Consider the following 17912-nt stretch of genomic DNA (forward strand, 5'->3'; position numbering starts at 1 on the left):
GTAAAAGTCTTCAATGCATACGTCCCTTCTGCGTTCGTAGCGACCTATACTTCAGCCAATAAGGCTTCGGATAACAGAAGAGATTTGTTGATGGGTACTACGCCGACTTCTTCGCAAACGAGACCACCGCCTAAATTAGAAAGGCCCGCGATCTGTTTAGGTGAAAGCCCCAGGGCAACGCAACAGGCCGCGATACTAATCACCGTATCGCCTGCCCCTGATACGTCCGCAATCTGACGAATGTGAGCGGGCAAATGGCATTTTTGTTCCTGAAAATCAATATAGACGCCGCGTTCGGAAAGCGTAATCAGTGTACCATCCAGCGATAAGGCCTCTTTGAGTTGTTGGGCGGCAGATTCAAGTTCAACGGGTTTGCGTACATCGAAGCTGATGTTAAGTCCTTCGCGTAATTCTTTCAGATTGGGTTTGAAAAGCGTAGTTCCTTTGTAATGCAGGAAGTTTCGCTTTTTCGGATCTACTACCGTTGGAATATTCAGCTCGCGGGCCATTGCCACGACTGCTTCAATGAGTTCTTTTGAGATGACTCCTTTGTCGTAATCTTCAAAGATGATTACCTGGCAACTGCTGGCAAGCTCTCTGATTTTAACCAGCAACGCTTCGCGTTCTTCACTGGAAATCAGGGCGTCGGTTTCTGTATCGACCCGTACGACCTGCTGACTGCCCGCAATGATCCGTTCTTTCACCGTCGTAATGCGTTCCTTACTCCGTACAATTCCCAATGTGGCGAGTCCTTTACTTTCCAGCAAATGACACAGCTCATCGCCGTAGGAGTCCTTCCCAATCACCGAGCAGGCAATGGCCTTTGCTCCGAGTGCCTGTACATTCAGAAGTACGTTTCCGGCTCCTCCCAGACGAAACTCCCGGTTTTGGGCGACCACGACGGGAACGGGAGCTTCGGGCGAAATACGATCGACGCGACCGAATACGTAGCTGTCGATCATCACGTCGCCGATCACTAATACACTTAATTCATTAAACGCCTCAAAGACTGCTGGTAATAACATATTCTCAATGATCTGTGATCCATCATCCGGGATCGGGACCCTACGTTCGGTAAGCAAGCCGAATGGGGTTACTAAAAAATGTTGTCAAATAAATAACTGAAGCTGATACCGAACGTCTGGTTTTTGGCATTGGTCGCCATGTCCGAGACATTCGTCAGTCCCTGCTGATAAAAGGCCGTTAGCTGAAAGTAATCAAACTGTACACCTACGCCACCCTGCACGCCGTAATCGAACCGCTGCAGATCATAATTATACCGAATGCTGTACTCGCTCTGTACGCTTCCGTTTTCGCGTTCACGGGTTTTGCCGCCAATGCCGCAGGCTACGTATCCCCCGCCAAAGAGTAGGAATTTCGTATTCTTTTCCTCATTACCGATTTTCCACATCAAATTGACGGGCAAGTCAGATAATTCAGGGTCGTTGTCGCTCTCCGCGTTCCTACCTTAAAATCAGCAATGTATCCGCGTTGAACAAACAGTAAAGTGGGTTGAATACTGAGTGTATTTTTCGCATCCAGTGGAATATCGGAACCAAGGCCCGCGTGAAAACCCGCCTTTGAAATCGGGGCATCCAGTTCCGAACTCAATGCCTGACTCATACTGGACACATTACCACCCGCTTTGAATATCAATTTACTTTGTCCCCAGACAGCCGCTGGAAACAGCAGAACAAAAACCCAAACCAAATATCTCATACAAAATCGTGGATTAGATGACAAAAGAGAGGTCCTTCTTCAGCAGATGACCTCCATAAGGATTCGAACATACAAGTCTGACAAAAGTCTTTTTGTTTAGAATGCGTCGTCAAAATAGTATTTGATGAACAGTCCAAACGAACGATTGGAAACGGACCCGTTGCGGGCCAGATTCGATACGTTCGCTAATCCCTGGCTATAGGTGAGACCCAATACCGTATAATTCCGGCGAATCCCTACCGAGACGTTAATGCCATAATCCAGACGTTTCAGGCTTTCTTTAAAAGGATCTACGTTTACCCGGTGATAGGTCTGTACGGGCTCAAAGCCGGCCTGACTGGAGTCAGCAGCAAAACCAACTTTGTTAAAACGCACCTTATTTTTTCCGTAAAAGCCGTAGCCTACGTACCCTCCGGCTGACGCATAAAACTTCGTGCGTTCGCCTCCCACCTGAAGGACTACATCCAGCGGAATGTCCAGGTAATGCAGGGCATTCCAGCTGCGGGTACGGTCAGCAAACCGGAAAGTATTATTATCACCATACGTGTATTCTCTTTCCGGAGACCGTTGTTCAGACCAGTAGCCCCGCGGACTGTATCGCAGCCCTACGTTGATGCCTATCATTTTAGGAACCAGTTCAATATTACGGGCAAAACCGAACGTAAAGGCGGGTTTAATCATGGGATCGCCAGTGTTAGGCACTAAGCTACGGCTCATGTCCGTACCGCTTAATCCCATCATAAACACCCATCGCGGGTCAGCTTCACGCTGGGCAAAGACAGAAAGGGAAGACAAAAACAAAGAAATACTCAGTAGACAGACTTTTTTCATGTGAAGGAAGTACTACGTGTTCGAACCGCAAAGAAACAAAAGGAATCGGGAATGGCGAGAAAATGCGGGCTACTTCTTCCACCCTTTTATGCTTGACATACCCAGCTCACAAAAAAACCGGGAATTGGCATTCCCGGTTTTTCTACTTACAAACGTTTATTTTTTCTTCAGTGACATCAAGTATTCTACCAAATCCGCCAAGTCCTGATTGCTAAGGTTTTCGTGCAGTCCGGAAGGCATCATGGAGTCGGCCTGTTGCTTCATGCTCTTCACCTGCGTCATTTTCAGGCGTTGGCTCGTCCCACCGGGATATTTTAAATCCAGGTCTGATTCGGTTTTACTGGCTACGATACCCGCCAGCGAAGAACCATCTTTCAGTTGAACTTCCCAGCCTTCAAAGCCGAAACTAATTCCCGCTGAAGGATACAGAATGGCCATGTACTGCCCTTCTTTCGGTAGTTTAGAGCCAATTTCCGAGAGTTTCGGTCCAAAATCTGCTCCCTGACCGTTGATCTGGTGACAAATGGCACAGTTCTGAGCAAATACCTTAACCCCCCGCTGAACGTCTCCCTGCAGAGCCAGTAATTCATCGATTTTGGGCAGTGGTTTTCCGGTGGTCGTTTCGCCGCTTAAGTAGCTGGCGGCTTCCTTACTTACGGCTTTTCGCCAGGCGTTAGCCACCCCCTGTACGGCATAGGTAATGTATTCTTTTTCGATTTTACCACCCTTGAGTAAAACCAGAATTTCGTCTTCGCCCATCATTGAGCCGCCCAGATTACGGGTAGCCAGCTGCCGTACCCACTTCGGCTGACGCTTATCCAGAGCCAGAGCAGACAGGTAACTGATGGATTCTTTCGTACCCACCTTCCGTAGAGCCGTCAAAGCTTTTCGGATTTTAGCTTCGTCTTTACCGTACAAAATCGCCTTTACCTGCGAGCCACCACCCTGCACGAGTAGTTGATTCATCGCGATGCGGCCCAGGTTTTCGTCCAGCGGATCGAGAGCCGTTCGCAACAATTTAGGATTCTCTTCGGGCAAACTGTAGCGGGTGGCGTATACCAGGTATTCACCGTTGTTGAGGGTAGCCATTAGCTTCCGTAACGTGGCTTTGGCAGTTGGATTATTTCGAACGAAATCCGCATCCAGGTGCATCAAGGCCAGCTTGGTCAACTCCGCCTGACGCGTCGAATTGCCCTGCAACAATTTCACCAGTGTTTCTGATTTCACTTTTCCCTGGTGAAAATCAAAGGCCCGGAAGTACCGCAGCCGTTCGTTCGATAACGACAACTGATCATCCGTAATGAGTTGGTACAGATAAGGAATGGCCTGATCCGTACGAGCCCGCCAAACGATGTCTTTTTCAGCGGCCGTTGCCGTCGGCTTCGGATGCAATTTCGTATATGCCGCAAAGTAACTATCCCACTGCCGGTCAGCTCCAACGCCTAAGGCCTCCAGATACCAGCGGTCTTTTCCATCGTACTGATCCGCCAACGAAGCCCAGAGTTCAGCGGCTTCGGGGGCCTTCTGATGCCGCAGGGCAATAGCACACTCGCGGCGTACGGCTGGGTTCGAGTCTTTCGCTAGTTGACGGACGTACCCCAGCACGTTCAGGTTCAGTTGACGAGCCGCCCGCAAACCCGCCATTCGCAAGTCGGCGTTGGCATCTTTCAAGGCTTCTTCGACGTACGGCTGTCCCTTCATTTTGGCCAGTACCCAGAACGCCCGAGCCCGCATGCGGGGATTCGCGTCCGAGTGCCAGAGATTTTCAAGTACTGGGACGGCCTGATCTCCTAGCTTCATCAATGCATTCCAGGCCTTGTACCGCACTGACATATTCGGACTTTGCAGGGCCATCAAAGCACCGTTGGGATCATTGTACTGATAGCTGGGAGCCGTATACGATTGGTTGGTCGGAGCCACGCGGTACACCCGGCCCCGCGTCTGGTCGCCCGCCTGGTGACCACCCACACCCGGATCGTACCAGTCGGCAATGAGTAAAGAACCGTCGGGAGCCACCGAAACATCCGAAGGCCGGAACCAGCGGTCGCCGTCATTTTTGAGTAAATTTTCAATGGTTGCAGTATACCCCGCTCCGCTCGGTGTTACGGGATAACTCCGGACTACATTGTGCCCCGGTTCGCAGTGAATCATTTGGTTTCGGTACACGGCGGGCAGTAAATCGCCTTCATAAATGACCATCCCCGTAGGCGAACCACTGCCGGTTTGCAATAGGTTAGGTACTACGCCGGGGTCATTCAGGTGCCAGTGTTTGAGGGGCGTTTCCTTTTCTTCGTTGGTACGACTGGCGGGCCAGTTGGCTCCGGTCATTTCATCGGTGTAGCCGTAGTTGCCCCCTTCCAGAACGTAATTGATGCGTACGCCTTTGTTCCCATCGTCGTCGTTGTCGGACTGCCAGACGGTTCCGTAACTATCTACGGCCAGTTCAAACGGATTTCGGAAGTTATGAGCCAGTACTTCTATGTTCGTAAAATCGGGGTCACAGCGGAACGCCATGCCTTGTTTGTACTTGTTTTTATTTCCCGTCTGAATGGGGTCGCCATCCTGATCTTTAATGAGATTTCCCTTCGCATCCCGCAACTGCTTTCCTTCGTTTCCGAAGTTAAAATACAGTTTTCCATCCGGTCCGAAGACGAAGGTGTGCATACCGTGGTCGTGCTGCTCGCCCTCAATTCCCTGGAAAATAACCGTTTTTTTATCGGCCTTGTCATCGCCATCCGTATCCTCAAACAACCAGACATAGGGGCTTTGCGACACAATCGCTTTGTTGCCCAGTACCAAAATGCCCAAGGGAGCATTCAGTTCCGGCCCCTGATACCAGACTTTCTGGACGTCGGCTTTGCCGTCCCCATTGGTATCCTCCAGAATGACGATACGATCTCCTTTATCCGTCGTGGGGTTACCATTAATCGCCGGACGATAGTTATACGCTTCGGTAATCCAGACGCGACCTCGCTCATCCACGTCCATATTGGTGGGATTCTGTAGCATGGGTTCGGTTGCGTAGGTTCGCACCTCCAGCCCATCTACGGTTTTTAGCGTTCGCAGGGCATTCTCGGGCAGTCGTTTCTGAGCATCCGTCAGCACTGAATCCATTAGAGCATTGATGGTTCGGGATACGGGATTTTGCTGCACGGCAAGCAGCGAAAAGAGCCCTCCGGCCAGCGAAAAAGCCAGCCCCCAGCGAGCCGGTCTACTCCAGAAAGGATGCGTATTCATTCGTTTAGAGGTATTGTTTAACGTTTTGTTCGTACTACAAGGCAGAAAAGATATAACCAAAAATTGATTAAATCCAGTGTTTACGTCGGAACCATCCCAGTACCGACAGCGAGGAGAGCATCATCAAGGCCAGTGACAGCCAGAAGCCAATTGGCGAACCCGTGGAAGGCAGGTGATCGAAGTTCATTCCGTAGATGCCCGCAATGAGCGTAGGCGGCATAAAAACAATCGTTACCACCGTAAAGATTTTGATGATCTGGTTTTGCTCCAGATTGACCAGACCCATAAACGTGTTCTGAAGATACTCCAGGCGTTCAAAGTTAAACGTGGAATATTCGAGCAGTGAACTAATATCTTTCAATACCAGCCGAAGGCGTTCCCGGTGCGAATCAGGAAATAGGGAACTTCGGAGTACGTTGGAAAGTACCCGCTGTTTATCAATGATGGTTTCCCGCAGTAACATGGTATTTTCCTGGAGCGTATTGATACGAATCAGTACTTCCTGACGCGGTTTCTGGTCGGCCGTCAACGATTTTGATAGCAAGGAAACGTCCCGCGATATCGATTCAAGCAAATCGGCATCGGTTTCAATGCGGGTTTCCAGTAATAAAATGAAAATGTCGGCTCCAATCTGAAAGGTTTCGTCACCGGTGACTTTCATTCGCTTTACCGTATCAGCAAAGGTCTTCGAGTCGCCCCGTCGGTAGGTAAACAAGATACCATTCCGCAGGATCATTGAAACCGGATAGGTACGGAAGCCTTCGGTATCAATACTCAGGAAGTTAGAGTTGGCATTCAACGCATCATTCTGCTCGAAAAATCGGGCGGAACTTTCAATTTCTACGATTTCCTGGGGGGTCTGAAAACTAACCGTGTATTTATTTTCTACCCATTCCTCTTCTTCCTGACTAGCCGACTGTAAATCAATCCAGATCACATTTTTTAGATGGCCCAGTTCCTTCACATCGTTTTCCCGCCGGATTTGCTTTCCTTCCTTGTAGTAAATTCTAACCACGTCTGCTTGCTATTATACTGATTCGTTTCTCAAAACAAACAACAAGTGTTCAGAGAAACAACTATACAGACCTCGCCTGGGCAATAGACGAAGAAAATTCCTGGGCGAAGGCTTCTTCCTTGCCGGATTGTTTCGCTTCAACCATAAAAAAACCCGGCTTTTGCAAGCCAGGCTTTCGTTTTCAGGGGTAGGTTAACTCATCGAATCTTGAAAAATGACCGACGACAGCATTCGCATAAATACCACCGTACGGGGACAAAAAAGAACAAATATTTTACAGTAGCTGGTCTTCGACGTCTGTTTGTTGAGGTTGATTTACAACGAGGACAAGAGATGCTGCTAGACTCCATAACGGCGGTAAATGGATGAAAAAGTACAAAGTGTATGGGGGAAATGAATAATCAGATGAAAGTCTTTTCTATAACTTACCTTTTGGTAATAATACAATTTCAACTGCTTGAGTTTAATCCGACTTTTCAACAATAAATAATTGTTAAATTTCCCATTCAAGCCCGCCCACGGCTCTTTTACCTGTATAGACATCCGCTTTGTCCCTGCTGACTCAACGATACAAAAGTGGTTACTATCAGTACATAATGCAATTTTTATAGATAGACTTTCAATAGACAGATTGTAAAATAGTGTTTTTACATACATTTTTGTTATGAATTAATTCCGCCTGAATGTCCTTATCTATTATCCGCCTTTTTAAACGAGTTCCGAATGAATACGCCAAAGCATTTAGTCAGCATCGTATTCAATTAATCCGTAGCCGTATTTATTTACTTGCCTGGGCCACGGCCGCCTATTTTCTGGAGTTAATTATTCTGGATTGGGTCGCCTATCGAAGAGAGCAGTCCTTTGATGATGGGATTGGTGGATACTTAATCTACACGCAACTTCTCTTACTGCTCTGTTTACTGACCGCCGTATATACTTTGACCCACTGGCCTCGGGGAACGCTGCAGCTCTCTGCGAAAGCCCGGTTTGCCTACTACGCTAACATTACGTTAACCTGTACATACCTCTTCATTCGTTCCTTATTGGTATACAAGGCCCGGCAGTCCATCGTATTTTATTTCGTATCTCTGATTGCAGCACAGATTATCTTCCTGACCGACTGGCGGCCCCGGTTAACCATTTCGCTGGTGGGTCTGCTTTCGATGCTGCTTTTGATTTACATTACCCCGCTGGCGAATACCGACGAAAAAACCATTCGGCTCTTTGAGTGTACGGGCGTGACCGTCATGCTCTTCATTGCTTCGACGTACTTCTATAACACTGAAGTACAGATGTTTCTGAACCTGAATGTGATTCAGCAACAGAACAAGCAACTGGGTACGTATGCTCAGCTATTGGAACAGGAAAAGCATCAACGGGAAGAAGAACTGGAACAACGCAGTCGCGAGCTAACCAGCTATACGCTTCAGGAAGTCAAGTACAGCCGTTTTCTGGAAGAAATCAGGCAGCAGATTCAAAAGGAAAATTTAAGCGATATACGCCGAATTCCTGGTCAGATTACCACCTACCTGCACGGCGAGGATAAATGGACCTATTTCAAGGATGTGTTTGAGAATGTCCATCCTCATTTTTTTGAGCGAATCATCGCGGAATTTTCTACGCTCAGTTCCAATGATCTGCGGCTGATGGCTTTGCTGAAGATGAATCTGAGCACGAAGGAGATTGCCGATATTCTGGGTATCTCACCCCAAAGTGCGAATACGGCCCGCTATCGCTTGCGTAAACGCCTGAATCTGAAGCCGGAGGATGATTTGGAAGCCATGATCCGGAATTTATAAATCGCTTTCCAAAAGCCTGGTACTTTCAGAAAGTGGTACGCTCAGCGAGTCAGTTCCCATCGCCAGAGTGAGCCTTCTTCCGAGTCGAGTACTTCTGTTTTCTTCTGGAAGCCTACTTTGCCTAACACTTTGGCCGAAGAATTTTCTTCAGCATGCGTATGAGCGACAATGGTATGAACTTCCGGAAAAGTAAAGGCGTAATCCACCAGGGCATTCGCTGCTTCAGTGGCCAGTCCACGATCCCGGTGGCTGATTTTAATTTCGTAACCAATTTCCACGACTCCCTGATCGTTGGGCTGTCCTTTGTAGCCGCAACTGCCAATCAGCAGGTTCTCCGGACGATAAATGATCAAATGTGCACCCCATTTTTCAAGCGAAGGATCTTTCTTGACCTGCTGATAGAACGCTGGAAAAGCGTCCGTATTCTCACTCCAGCGACGAGGCACGTTTGCTCCAATCACTTGGCTGAGCACATTATTACCGGCCAGTACGGCCTCCCAGAGCGTTAGATCACAAGCTAGTAAACGAAGACGAGACGTTTCGATCATGAATCGGAGATAATTCTGATTAAGGATTGAATATAGACTAAAAAAGCGGAAAAGGTATCTTTTCCGCTTTTCAGGGGCTGTTGATTCGTAGGATTATTCCTCAAAAGGTACAAAATCCCGGAACGTCCGTTGCAGACTCTTGTCCTGCTGTTCCTGACTTTTCGGCTTTTTACGATCCTGCCAGCCCGCATCCAGTTCCAGAGCTAACAGGTCGTTTACTTTCATGGAAGCTTCAAAATCATCAAGGTCTTTAGCAAAAGTCTGTCCATTCTGATTCCGACGAGCGGATTTCAGGTTGTACTTCCGGGCAAAAATGTCTCCCTTGGTCTGTAACTCATTTCTTTTGACGATGATCTTGTTCAGCTGATCCACCAGCGGGCTGATAGAGCGACCAATGACTTCAGTAGCTTCCAGGGTACCTACCGTTGCGGTTGCGGTTCCACCTATCGTTGGAATGATTCGCCGGGCATTAATGGATCCTTTTTCGTCCCCCGTAATCGTCAAGGGGACCACCGCTGTACCGGCCCCAATTCCGGCATTCATTACTGAACGATTTTTCTTACCGGTCTTCGCCCGCTTGTACAGCTTACTGAGTTCGTCCTGCTTTTCGGTCAATTGAGCAATCAGTTCCCAGGCCCGAATCAGGGAAGTGCGGTACTGAATATAGAGTTGAAGATCCTTTTCACGCTCGTTAACGGCATTTTCTACCGTCACGTGAATCCGTTTTTCATCCCGCTTCTGGCTCTTGTCCATCACAAAGAAGGTCAGGTTAAAGCCCAGCGTATCCAGTGGATCTTTCACGAAATCGTAATCTGGTCTCCAGATAAATTCGTACTGCGTGTTGGTATTTTTCTTGAGTGCTTCCTTGGGTATCGACCGGTTATCGGATAGGAACGAGAATTCCTGAATGTCCTGATCGCCGTTGGGGTCAGTCAGGTACAAGGCCAGGTTCAACGTCGTATTTTCCCGTAATTTGATGGTACTTACGTTGGGAACTACGGAAACAACCGGAGGCAAATCCAATTGCGTAACGTCGATCTTTAAACGTCCTTTCGTACGGGCTTTTGTAGGCTGATCTTCTACGAAAAATTCAACGTATAACGGTGATGTTTTAAGCTTATTGAATTGCGTCTGCGAAGGCTTCCAGGTAAATTCTCCCTGAGCCGATAGCTTCGCTCCTTCGGGTAACTGATCCGTAATGGGAATGAATACGATTGGATCCTGATCCGGGTCGCGTACTTCGTTTGGATCGATCTGGTACGTATTCTGTACGTTAAACTGTACGTAGAAAGGCTTCAAATCGCCAATAATGGGTGGCCGATTGACGTGTAGCACCCGAAACTCGGCACTCCGACGTACCTGTTCACCCTTATCAATGCTGGCGGCAAAAAGTACGGTAAACGTCTTGCTACCCTGGATCCGGTCTACGAGATCGTAACTCGGCGTCCACTGAAAATTTCCCAGCGAATCCAGCTGCATACCTTCCTGCCGACCTTCGACAATACTAAATCGAACGGCCGTACTATCCGCATGGCTTGGACGCGTCTGAAGTTTAAAGGAAAAAAGTTTTCCTTCCTCCAGTACATTCCAGTTGGACTGGTCGGGAAAGATGATTCGCAGATTGGACTGAGCGGGCAACGCCGATTGAGCTATCGCCGTCAAATTGAATCCGATTAGAGCAAGAAATTGTACGAAAAAGAGTCGCTTTATGAAATATCTCATCATAGTAGCTGTATCATGGCTAAGGCTGTGTGCTTCTTTTCACGAAAAAATAGGGTAAAATATTGCATCCAGAGCCCATTTAGCGGTAGAAAGAAAGTACGATCGCGGCAAAAATAGAAAATAAAACTTTAGGAAGCCTGATTGAGAAAATTGGATTTTTAAAAAGTACGAACCTCCCGTTCAAATGGTTTACCTACGACAAAAAAGAATGAGTGATCATCTCACTTTAGGAGAATCACTCATTCCTTGAGATATTTCAAATCGTCTTACAAAAGCTTGTTTCTGCTTTCGAAAGACCGATTAGATTGCTTTCACGATGTTCACGAAGTCCCGTGACTTCAGTGAAGCTCCGCCTACCAAACCACCATCTACGTCCGGGCTGGAAAAAAGTTCAGCTGCATTTGCGGCGTTAACACTTCCACCGTACTGAATGGTGGTGTTATCGGCAACTTCAGCTCCGTATTGGCTGGCAATGTGGCTCCGCAGAGCGGCGTGCATATCCTGAGCCTGTTGAGCAGAAGCCGTCAGACCGGTACCGATAGCCCAGATGGGTTCGTAAGCGATCACAACCTGGCCGAATTGTTCAGCAGAAAGATGGAACAGGGCATTCGTCAACTGAGCCTGTACAAGGGCTACGTAATCTTCGTTCTGACGTTGTTCGAGTGATTCACCGCAGCAGAAAATAGGCTTCAGTCCATTTTCCAGGGCAATGTTTACTTTCTCAGCCAGAATTTCGTCGGTTTCACCGAAGAACTGACGCCGCTCACTATGTCCCAGAATTACGTAGGGAATGTTCAGTGATTTCAGCATCGGAGCCGAGATTTCGCCCGTATACGCTCCGGAAGCTTTCTGGTGGATATTCTGAGCTCCGATCGAAACCCGGCCGGTTGCGTACTGCTGCAGTGTAGACAGATACAGCGAAGGAACGCAGAGGACAACTTCTACGTCGCTGGTTACTTCGTCAGCAATCATGTGTACGATTTCCGAAGTCAACGCTACTGCTTCTTCGGCGGTTTTATTCATTTTCCAGTTACCTGCAACAATTTTTTTTCTCATGTGCGAAAAAAATATAAAAATCAGAAGATTACTTTTAATTAATCAAATAATGCCTTTCCTGCGTAAGAAGCGGCATTTTAGTTTTTCATTCCGGCGACGAAAGTAGCGAAAATCCCCGAAAGTGCCGAAGTGAAGCTAATAATCATCGCGTAGCCTATTGATTATGAGCGATAAAGCGTGTACATTAAAGTCAGTTTTTCCAAAACACGACAGTCATGAAACATGCTTTACCACTCGTACTCCTGTTCGGGCTGGTTTTAGGCCTGACTCCCGCTACGCTGGCTCAGGAACGTTTTGGCCTGTATCTGAAAGCTCGTCATAAAACCACCCGCATTCCGTTCGAATTACAATCGAATCTGATCATCGTACCCGTTAAGGTAAATGGTTCGGATACGCTTCGTTTTATTCTCGATTCGGGGGTATCCACCATACTCATTACCGATCCTAAAGTTCCCATTGTTCAACGCATGAAGCCGGTTCGGAAAGTACAGATTGCCGGAGCGGGCGAAGGCGGGCACCTATCGGCAACGGTTATGGTTGGCAACTCCATTCAGATGGGGCATGTGCGGGGTGGCAATCAGAATATTGTGGTCCTTGATCAGGATATTCTGCAAATTTCGGAATACGTGGGAATGCCCATTCATGGGATTTTTGGCTACGAACTGTTCAGTCATTTTGTGGTGACTATTGATTTTGCCCGCAAGGAACTCCTCCTGGAAGAGCCGAGTCACTACCGCTATAAAAGTCGGAAAGGCGATCAGTTTCCGATCACCATTGAGGATGCCAAACCTTACCTGAACGCGGTAGCTCTGGTTGATAAAGCTCGCACAGTGCCCCTCAAAGTGGTGATTGATACCGGGGCGGGGCACGCTCTTTCGCTTGATGTCAATTCCCGTAACCAAATTCCCCTGCCCAATAAGGTCATCCGTACCCAGCTTGGCCGTGGCTTAAGCGGGGTAATCAATGGTAGCTTGGGCCGCGTGGAAAAAATCCGGATTGGTAATAAACTGGAACTCACCAATTTGATTGCTTCCTTTCCCGATAGTCTGGCCTATGGCATGAAACTGGGCCGACATCTCGAACGCCAGGGAAACATTGGTTGCGAACTGTTGCGGCGATTCCGGGTAACGTTCAATTACCAGCAGCGATATGTGGTACTGAAGCCCATCCGCCGCCGCCTGCGGGAAGCATTTGAACACAACATGAGTGGCATGGACATTGTGGCCAAGGGCGTTGATTACGACGAATATATCATTGAACGTATCGAGCGGAATTCGCCCGCTGAACTGGCTGGACTCGAAGAAGGCGATCAGCTGATCAGCGTGAACGGAGAAATTTGCCGCGATCTTTCCATGTCTGATTTATACAAAATTATGCAACGCGGCGAAGGCAAGGAACTGCTCATGGCTATTCGCCGAAACGGACAACTAATGGTGACCAGTCTGGTACTAAAACGCATCATCTAAACGCTGGAACGTGTTTTTGTAGGGTTAAAATCAGTATTGGCCGTAACTCTTTCGGCTAGTATTGACCAACGTTATTACTTTCGTAGACTCGTTGAACCCTTAAACGCCGCCACGTTTATGAGCACCCGTTTGTTAGTACTCCTGCTGTGTACCGTTGGTATGTCAGCTTTTGCCACACCCACTATTGATCCGCCTTCCCGAAAATTTTCCCTGGGTTTACTGGGCGGTACGCTCGGTTATGGAGCGGAGGTGGGTTACAGTCCCCGCGAACGATCGAACTGGCAGTTCCGGCTGGGATTTACGCACGTAGGCTACAAAAAGCCCTTCGATGTGGATGTGAACGATGACTCTAAACTGCACCTGTCGCCACTCGTTCGCATGAATCTCCTGCAAGTGCACGCCGACTGGTTTCCGTTTTCGAGAAGTTCTTTCCACCTGACGGGCGGCCTGGGTTATCAGGTTAACCCAAGCTATGCGGTTTTGGGCACCTCCGATACGGGCCTGATTCTTGATGACATTGAAATTAAACCGGAAGATTTTGGGAATGTAGAGCTCCAACTTCGCTGGTGGCAGGTAACTCCGCACCTGGGACTAGGGGTGGGCAGAGCCGTTCCCAAAAATCGGATCGGCGTTGGTTTCGAACTAGGTTGTTACTACTTGGGAAGCCCTAAAATTGATTTTAGTACAACAGGCCTGCTCGACGCCACTACATTGCCCGACCAGATTCCTCAGATTGAACATAACATGCGGAATTACAGCTTTCTGCCGTACTTATTGTTTTCGCTCAAGTACCGTCTGACGCCGTAAATCCGTCTGATTCCGTAAAATCCATAGTTTTGTCCGGCTAAAGCTCATCTACTGCATGAAGATTCCTTTTCGCGTCGGACATGGCTACGACGTTCACCAATTAGAAGAAAACCGCCCTTTCTGGCTCGGCGGCATTCAGATTCCGCATTCACACGGGGCCAAAGGCCACTCTGACGCGGACATTATTTGCCACGTCATTTGTGATGCTCTGCTGGGTGCAGCCAATCTGCGAAACATTGGCTACCATTTCTCGGATAAAGATCCGCAATGGAAAGGCATTGACTCCAAGCTTCTACTGGTTCGCGTTTTGGAAATGATTCGGGAAAAAGGGTATGAAGTAGGAAATGTAGATGTAACCGTAGTTTTACAGGAACCTAAGCTCAATCCGCACATTCCGGTGATGAAGGCCGTACTGGCCGGGGTAATGCAGATCGATGAAGAGGATCTTTCTATCAAAGCTACTACCTCCGAACATTTAGGCTTTGTTGGAAAAAAAGAAGGGATTGCGGCTCACGCCGTAGCCCTGATTGTGCGGGCAGATTTGTAAGGCCTGCGTTACACATGCACCACTAGTAACGCCCCGATCATTCCATGACGGTTATGAATCGGGGCGAGCTATTTATTACTTCCCTGTGTAGGCCTTACTTGTTTCGCAACAGATAAAACGTACCTGCCTTACGGTTCGGTTCGTTTTCCCGATTACCGTACGTATAGATTAATTCGTACAGATAGAGGTCAGCAGGCATAGCGTTGCCCTGCGAATCTTTTCCGTTCCAGCCCAGCTCTCGATCGTTGGGCGTAAAATCTTTATTTTCGAAAACCGTATTTCCCCAGCGATTCAGTACACGGAACAGCTTTACCTTTTCTAGCTTATTCCCAAATACGGTCATCCGTTCACCCGTACTCGGACCGACGCCATCGGGTGTAAACGCTTCGGGTACCCCTACCCAGCACGAATCCATCTGTACGGCGGTAGCCTCGGTAGTTGAATCCGAACAAACACTGAGGTAGGCTGCTTTTAAAGACAACTGATGAACGCCCGAAGGAATAGCCACTTCTGGATGTTCGCCCGTTGAAACCAGGGCTCCATCCAGATACCACTGATAATCGGTGGCTCCCACCGATGCATTAGTCAGCTTAACGGGTATGGACGAACAGAATGTTTCCCCCACGCTAAAAGCGGCTTTGGGAGCCTCGCGTACCTGAATCGTTCGCTGCAGGGTCAGTGCAGCACAACTCCGGGGCGTCCCAAACACCGTAAGCTTAACGGTTTTGGTACCGCCACTCGCGTAGCTAAGCTGCGGAGAAACCTGGGCTGAATCGAGCGTACCATTCCCCAAATCCCAGAGAAACCCCGTGAGTTGGGTTTGCGTCAGATCGCTTGTATTTACTAGCCGTACGGGTTGCCCGATGCAAGCCAGTGAATCAACGCTAAAACTCGCCTGTGGCCGAATGGAAGTTTGGATACGCTTCTGTGTTGAATCCGTTCCACAAGGGGTGACGGCCACCAATGTAATGATATAAGCAGTTGCTGGTTTTTGAAACGCAAACGTAGGATTCTGTTCCGTAGAAGTTCCTTCATTGCCAAATCGCCAGAGCCAGCGGGTAGCGACGGGCACTGTAGCATCTGTAAACTGTACGGGTGCTCCCGGGCAAACCACTGATTCACTCATGGAAAATAGCGGTTTAGCCGTACTGGGTGATACTTTTACCTGAGCCGTAGCCTCATTTGCTCCGCATTCGTTTTTAGCCGTCAGCGTAATCGTATAGGTCTGCAGCTGATCACGGGAAGCATACACGTGAGCTACCGTATCGTCGCTCGAATGAACCTCAGGCGTACCGTCTCCAAACTTCCAGACAGATGCCCCGGCTTTGCCAACGGAAAGATTAGAAAACAGAAACCGGGCTGGGGCACAGCGAATACTGGTAGAGTCGACCCCGATGCCCGCCTTTGGCAGTGGTTTCACGACAATTGTGAGCGTATCCCGCTTGGTGCCACAGGTGTTTTTCAGGGTGTGAGTAATTAGAAACCTTCGCCGGTCAGTCGTTGTATTTTCCAGCCTGGTCGAAGGGGCGTGTTCATTACTAGTACTCACGCTGCCAAACGACCACTCGGAAGTAAAACCCGGCCGTTGAGCAGCCTGAGGCTGAAACGTCACATTTAGGGGCGTACATCCCTCCCGAACGCTGGGCGTAAACGTTGCCGATTCAGGAGCTGTAAGGACGGTAAGAGTTACCGAAACTTCCGTTCGGCATTCGCCTTCGCCCAAAACGTAACGATACGGATAGGTTCCGGCTGTTTTTGGATTAAAATAGGTTTTCCCCGATTGCTGCGACAGTAGACTCGCTTCTCCCTGCCAGTTTCCCCAGGTTTCACTCGTCGTTAGGGGTAATAGCTTGGTCCCGAGGCAAAGACTCGTATCACGCGAAGGAGACAGAATTTTTAACGACCGCACTTCCCGTACGTAAAACGTGTCGGGTTTTGGTGCGTACGTACCACAGGCGTAAGGTAATTCAGCGGTTATAATGTAAGGCTGCGGGGAAAATCCCAATTCCCGCTCCTGTCCAGCGGATAAAGGCTGTCCGTTCACAAAGTACCGGGCATTTGGATTAGGGTTCGGAATCCGGTACCGAATGGGCGTACATACGCTGGGCTGGTGCTGAATGGTGAGTTCGGGCTTGGCTACCGTACGCACACGAATGGTTCGTGGGCTGGACGTTGCACAGTCATTCAGGGCAACAAGCGTGAATTGATACGACGTTAGCTCTTTTAACTGTACCCGTAACACCGACGAGGTAAGCGATGTATTCTGAACGAGTGAATACGCTCCCCCGCTGATTTGCCACTGGTACCGTGAGCTTCCCAGCGAGACCGTACCATCCAGTGTCAGTATGCCTCCATTTTCCAAACATACCAGCGTATCCCCATCCATGATTTTTACACCGTTCGGTCGAATTTGGGCGAGTGGGGTTTTTCGGGTGGATATGGTGTGAGTAGTGGTCGTAGTACCGCAACTGTTAGTGGCACTTAGCGTAACTTTATACGCATCCTGCGAGCTGGAGAAAATATGGGTTGGGTAAATATCCGTGGAAGTGCCTCCATCCCCAAAATCCCACTTATAAGTCATTTCATTCCGAGATGGGCAGGATGTATTACCGATGCGTACGGCATTTTCCTGGCAAATATCCGGCACACTGAATTGTGCTCGTGGACTGCTTTTGAATGTGATGGGAAAGATATCCGTATCTACCGGAGGCTGACAGGCATTGTCGGTCCGCAACTCCAGGTTGTAATCAACACCGGTACCACAGCTTCGGGTAAATTCCCCCAGGCTATACGTATGGGTGCGGGTGATTTCATTATCCTTTGAATAATCGAGCGTTTGCGTAAACTCATCTTTTCTCCCATCCCCCCAGCTGATCGTATAATTTGTAATGGGACAATGCCCCGCCGGAATAATCACTTTTACGCATAACGAATACACCGAATCTTTCTCCGTAACGCAAATTAAAGGTTGGTCACAGGTACGAATCGTGGCTTTTTGTGCCCATGCGGTGCAAGTAAATACTAGGCACAAAAACGAAAGACAACCTAATTTCATGAATAGTGGGCATAGTTCGGATCGTGTAAAAATAGCTATTCATTGCTTATCATCTATTTATTTATACTCAATAATAAATACTCTTTTTTATCTTTCCGAACCTTTTATCC

General features: G+C 48.5%; 12 protein-coding genes and 1 pseudogene. 4 read left to right on the forward strand and 9 right to left on the reverse strand.

Annotated elements, in window-relative coordinates; genetic code table 11:
* Positions 1–44 precede the first annotated feature (44 nt).
* The 5 genes and pseudogenes from BWI97_RS00080 to corA form a co-directional block, all read right to left on the reverse strand.
* Entirely contained in the window at positions 45–1025 is a 981-nt protein-coding gene (locus tag BWI97_RS00080; protein WP_176454157.1) for a bifunctional heptose 7-phosphate kinase/heptose 1-phosphate adenyltransferase, read from the reverse strand.
* Between the two features lie 71 nt (positions 1026–1096).
* A pseudogene (locus tag BWI97_RS29165) lies at positions 1097–1719 on the reverse strand (porin family protein).
* A 96-nt stretch (positions 1720–1815) separates the two neighbouring features.
* Positions 1816–2550, reverse strand: coding sequence for an outer membrane beta-barrel protein (locus BWI97_RS00095; protein WP_094809778.1), 735 nt, complete (start codon positions 2548–2550; stop codon positions 1816–1818).
* Between the two features lie 156 nt (positions 2551–2706).
* On the reverse strand, positions 2707–5787 hold the full coding sequence (locus BWI97_RS00100) for a PVC-type heme-binding CxxCH protein (RefSeq protein WP_102199588.1): 3081 nt from the start codon (positions 5785–5787) through the stop codon (positions 2707–2709).
* 67 nt (positions 5788–5854) lie between these two features.
* A complete protein-coding gene (gene corA, locus BWI97_RS00105) occupies positions 5855–6802 on the reverse strand; it encodes a magnesium/cobalt transporter CorA (RefSeq protein WP_094809782.1) in 948 nt (315 codons plus the stop codon).
* A 683-nt stretch (positions 6803–7485) separates the two neighbouring features.
* On the opposite strand from corA, the gene BWI97_RS00110 reads away from it, so the two are divergent.
* Positions 7486–8601 carry a LuxR C-terminal-related transcriptional regulator gene (locus BWI97_RS00110; RefSeq protein ID WP_102199589.1) on the forward strand — a complete coding sequence of 372 codons (1116 nt, stop codon included), beginning with the start codon at positions 7486–7488 and terminating at the stop codon, positions 8599–8601.
* A 41-nt stretch (positions 8602–8642) separates the two neighbouring features.
* On the opposite strand, the gene BWI97_RS00115 is transcribed toward BWI97_RS00110, so the two are convergent.
* The 3 genes from BWI97_RS00115 to tpiA all read right to left on the reverse strand — a co-directional run bounded on the left by BWI97_RS00115 (position 8643) and on the right by tpiA (position 11927).
* Positions 8643–9149, reverse strand: a complete 507-nt coding sequence (locus BWI97_RS00115) for a GNAT family N-acetyltransferase (RefSeq protein WP_102199590.1) — start codon at positions 9147–9149, stop codon at positions 8643–8645.
* A gap of 93 nt (positions 9150–9242) precedes the next feature.
* Entirely contained in the window at positions 9243–10811 is a 1569-nt protein-coding gene (locus tag BWI97_RS00120) for a hypothetical protein (protein ID WP_233207705.1), read from the reverse strand.
* Positions 10812–11171: 360 nt separating this feature from the next.
* Entirely contained in the window at positions 11172–11927 is a 756-nt protein-coding gene (gene tpiA / locus BWI97_RS00125) for a triose-phosphate isomerase (RefSeq protein ID WP_094809790.1), read from the reverse strand.
* Between the two features lie 215 nt (positions 11928–12142).
* Between tpiA and BWI97_RS00130 the strand changes: the two genes are divergently transcribed.
* From BWI97_RS00130 to ispF, 3 genes are all read left to right on the forward strand, one after another.
* Complete coding sequence (locus BWI97_RS00130; protein WP_094809792.1) at positions 12143–13393, forward strand: aspartyl protease family protein; 1251 nt, start codon at positions 12143–12145, stop codon at positions 13391–13393.
* Positions 13394–13510: 117 nt separating this feature from the next.
* Positions 13511–14200, forward strand: coding sequence for a hypothetical protein (locus tag BWI97_RS00135; RefSeq protein WP_102199591.1), 690 nt, complete (start codon positions 13511–13513; stop codon positions 14198–14200).
* 61 nt (positions 14201–14261) lie between these two features.
* Positions 14262–14747 (forward strand): 2-C-methyl-D-erythritol 2,4-cyclodiphosphate synthase, encoded by a 486-nt coding sequence (gene ispF / locus BWI97_RS00140; protein ID WP_369826516.1) that lies wholly within the window; start codon positions 14262–14264, stop codon positions 14745–14747.
* A 94-nt stretch (positions 14748–14841) separates the two neighbouring features.
* Here ispF and BWI97_RS00145 read toward each other — a convergent pair whose 3' ends face one another.
* Positions 14842–17685: a PKD domain-containing protein gene (locus BWI97_RS00145; protein ID WP_158242647.1), complete on the reverse strand. Its 2844-nt coding sequence runs from the start codon at positions 17683–17685 to the stop codon at positions 14842–14844.
* Positions 17686–17912: the final 227 nt, after the last annotated feature.

It is taken from the genome of Siphonobacter sp. BAB-5405 (assembly GCF_002872335.1).
GTDB lineage: Bacteria > Bacteroidota > Bacteroidia > Cytophagales > Spirosomataceae > Siphonobacter.

Excerpts from the sequence above, each read along its gene's own strand:
- BWI97_RS00135 (WP_102199591.1), top strand. The coding sequence starts at position 13,511 with ATGAGCACCCGTTTGTTAGTACTCCTGCTGTGTACCGTTGGTATGTCA.
- BWI97_RS00100 (WP_102199588.1), bottom strand. The coding sequence starts at position 5,787 with ATGAATACGCATCCTTTCTGGAGTAGACCGGCTCGCTGGGGGCTGGCT.
- BWI97_RS00115 (WP_102199590.1), bottom strand. The coding sequence starts at position 9,149 with ATGATCGAAACGTCTCGTCTTCGTTTACTAGCTTGTGATCTAACGCTC.
- BWI97_RS00110 (WP_102199589.1), top strand. The coding sequence starts at position 7,486 with ATGTCCTTATCTATTATCCGCCTTTTTAAACGAGTTCCGAATGAATAC.
- BWI97_RS00080 (WP_176454157.1), bottom strand. The coding sequence starts at position 1,025 with ATGTTATTACCAGCAGTCTTTGAGGCGTTTAATGAATTAAGTGTATTA.
- BWI97_RS00130 (WP_094809792.1), top strand. The coding sequence starts at position 12,143 with ATGAAACATGCTTTACCACTCGTACTCCTGTTCGGGCTGGTTTTAGGC.
- tpiA (WP_094809790.1), bottom strand. The coding sequence starts at position 11,927 with ATGAGAAAAAAAATTGTTGCAGGTAACTGGAAAATGAATAAAACCGCC.
- BWI97_RS00095 (WP_094809778.1), bottom strand. The coding sequence starts at position 2,550 with ATGAAAAAAGTCTGTCTACTGAGTATTTCTTTGTTTTTGTCTTCCCTT.